General features: G+C 62.6%; 3 protein-coding genes. 1 reads left to right on the forward strand and 2 read right to left on the reverse strand.

Annotation, left to right across the window (positions count from 1 at the left end):
* Together I6U14_RS00265 and clpS are read right to left on the reverse strand one after the other, a co-directional pair.
* Window positions 1-1,459 (reverse strand): AAA family ATPase (locus I6U14_RS00265; protein ID WP_296895913.1); only part of this gene is annotated, 1,459 nt, incomplete at its 3' end.
* 9 nt (window positions 1,460-1,468) lie between these two features.
* On the reverse strand, window positions 1,469-1,825 hold the full coding sequence (gene clpS, locus I6U14_RS00270) for an ATP-dependent Clp protease adapter ClpS (protein WP_296895917.1): 357 nt from the start codon (window positions 1,823-1,825) through the stop codon (window positions 1,469-1,471).
* A gap of 583 nt (window positions 1,826-2,408) precedes the next feature.
* On the opposite strand from clpS, the gene I6U14_RS00275 reads away from it, so the two are divergent.
* The coding region (locus I6U14_RS00275; RefSeq protein WP_296895915.1) for a D-alanyl-D-alanine carboxypeptidase family protein at window positions 2,409-2,861 on the forward strand (453 nt) is incomplete at its 3' end.

A 2,861-nucleotide genomic window follows, 5' to 3' on the forward strand; every position in this document is an offset into this window, starting at 1 on the left:
GGGCCAGCTTGATCGCCGAGGACAGCGCGTCGATCGCCTGGTCCTGGCCGAACACGACCCGCTTGAGGTCCTCGCTCAGGTTCTTGAGCAGTTCGGCGTCGGACTTCGTCACCGTCTTTGGCGGGATGCGGGCCATCGTCGCGATGGTCGCCTCAATCTCCTTCACGCCAACCGTCTTGCGACGCTTGGTCTCGGGAATGAGCATCTGCGACGCGCCGGTCTCGTCGATCACGTCGATCGCCTTGTCCGGCAGCTTGCGGTCATGGATGTATTTCGCCGACAGCTCGACAGCCGCCTTCATGGCCTGGTTGGAGTATTTCAGGCCGTGGAAATCCTCGAAGTAGGGCTTGAGGCCCTTGAGGATCTCGACAGCGTCCGCGACGCTCGGCTCGTTCACGTCGATCTTCTGGAACCGGCGCACCAGCGCACGGTCCTTCTCGAAATGCTGGCGGTACTCCTTGTAGGTCGTCGATCCCATGCAGCGCAGCACGCCCGACTGAAGCGCGGGCTTCAGCAGGTTGGACGCGTCCATCGCGCCGCCGGAGGTCGCGCCGGCCCCGATCACCGTGTGAATCTCATCGATGAACATGATCGCGCCGGGGTAGGCCTCGATCTCGCGCATCACGGCCTTGAGGCGCTCCTCGAAGTCGCCGCGATAGCGCGTGCCGGCCAGCAGCGCGCCCATGTCAAGCTGGAAGATCGTGGCGTTCGCCAGGACATCCGGCACCTCACCGCTGACGATCTTGCGCGCCAGGCCTTCGGCGATGGCGGTCTTGCCGACGCCGGGATCGCCGACGAACAGCGGATTGTTCTTCTGCCGGCGGCAGAGCACCTGAATGGTGCGATTGACCTCACGCTCACGCCCGATCAGCGGGTCGATACGGCCTTCGGTCGCCTTCTCGTTGAGGTTGATGCAGTAAACGTCGAGCGCATCGCCGGAGCGCTTTTTCTCCTCGCCCTGATCCATCGTGGCCGCATCGTCCTCCACGCCGCGCGCCGGGCGCGGGTCCGACATGCCCGGGCGCTTCGCAATGCCGTGCGAGATGAAGTTCACGGCGTCGAAGCGGGACATGTTCTGTTCCTGCAGGAAATACGCCGCGTGGCTTTCCCGCTCGTTGAAGATGGCCACCAGCACATTCGCGCCAGTCACCTCTTCGCGGCCCGAGGACTGGACGTGCACGACCGCGCGGTGAATGACGCGCTGAAAGCCCGCGGTCGGCTGGGCTTCGCTGCCATCTTCGAGGATGAGGTTGTCCAGCTCGTGGTCGAGGTATTCGATCAGTTTGGCCCGCAGGACTTCGAGATCGACGTTGCAAGCCCGCATGACGGTCGACGCGTCGCGATCATCGATCAGCGAGAGCAGGAGATGTTCAAGGGTGGCGTACTCGTGGGTGCGCTCGTTCGCGTATTCCAGAGCACGGTGGAGCGATTCTTCCAGACTAGTTGAGAGCGAGGGCACGATCCGAATTCACTCCTTTTCCATGGTACATTGAAGAGGATGCTGATGCTGCCGCGCGAAGCTCATCACCTGGGTGACCTTCGTTTCAGCGACCTCGTAGGTATAGACTCCGCAGATGCCCACACCCCTGTTGTGCACGTGCAGCATGATCCGCGTTGCTTCCTCGGTGCCTTTGTTGAAGAAGCGTTCCAGCACATAAACGACGAACTCCATCGGAGTGTAATCGTCGTTCAGCAACAGCACCTTGTAAAGACTCGGCTTTTTCGTCTTTGGCCGGGTGCGTGTGACGATCCCCGTCTGGGCGTCGCCTTCACCGTCATCCTTGCCCGGATCATTGTCCGACAGGATCGGGGCGCTGCTGCCCATGCTGCCGATCTGATGCGCCGTATTCATGTTCGCCGCCCAGGGTGTCTCCACCATGATCTGCGCTCTTTTTGGCTGATTTCAACCTGAATTGACCTTCCCGTGAAAAATGCGGGCCACGGAACCCTCTGCCCGCATCGGATGCGCCTCTGCCAACGCCCGGCCTTACGCGCGTTTGCTTCGGCCGTCGGCCGTCCTCCAGGCGCGCGGCCCTCGCGAAAGCGTATGGTGCCGCCGGGGCTTGTTCAACATCCTGCTGTCGCGACTGTCGCCGGCGCTTCCCGGCGGTGCGGACATAAAGGATAGCGAAAAATGCCCCGGGCGAAAAGCACTCCCGCCATCCTGTTTCAAGACATCTCCGCAAGGTTGCCGCATTCCCGCGTTCCACAACCATAACGTCTTCTTAACGATGATCGCAGAGTGTGATGAGGCGTGTCCCGTTGCGGGACGGAAGCGGCAGCGGGCGCGCCGCGCGTAACAGGTGAGGGAGTTGTTGATGCGTCAGTGGGTATCCCGCTCCGCGCGGGGGCGTAGAGTCACCCGGCACCGCCCCGGAGGCGTTTTCCTATTTAGATTCAATGGCTTCTTGACTCCGCTCGGCTTGGTCCTTGCGGCGGTTTGCCTCGTCGTCTGGACGCCTCAGGCCGACGCCTATTCGCCGCCGAAGGCCGCGTTGATCATCGACGCGAACTCGGGAAAAACACTCCATGCGCACAACGCGCGCGCCTCGCGCTACCCCGCCTCACTGACCAAGGTGATGACGCTTTACGTCTTGTTTGGGTACCTGCGCGACGGGCGTCTCGAAATGGACACGCAGCTGACGGTCTCGGCGAATGCGGCGAAACGTCCACCGTCGAAGGTCGGATTCAAGCCAGGCGACAGCCTCACCGTGCGCGCCGCGATCCGCCTGCTCATCACCCAGTCCGCCAATGACGTCCCCGACGTCGTCGCGGGAAACATCGACGGCTCGGAAGCCGCCATCGCCCGGCAGACCACCCGCACAGCCCAGCCGAGGGGCAGGAAAGAACACACCCTCCGC

It is taken from the genome of Thiohalocapsa sp. (assembly GCF_019695415.1).
In the GTDB taxonomy this organism is placed as follows: domain Bacteria; phylum Pseudomonadota; class Gammaproteobacteria; order Chromatiales; family Chromatiaceae; genus Thiohalocapsa.

What these genes read in the sequence shown, in the direction of transcription:
- clpS (WP_296895917.1), bottom strand. Translation starts at nt 1,825, where the DNA reads ATGGGCAGCAGCGCCCCGATCCTGTCGGACAATGATCCGGGCAAGGAT.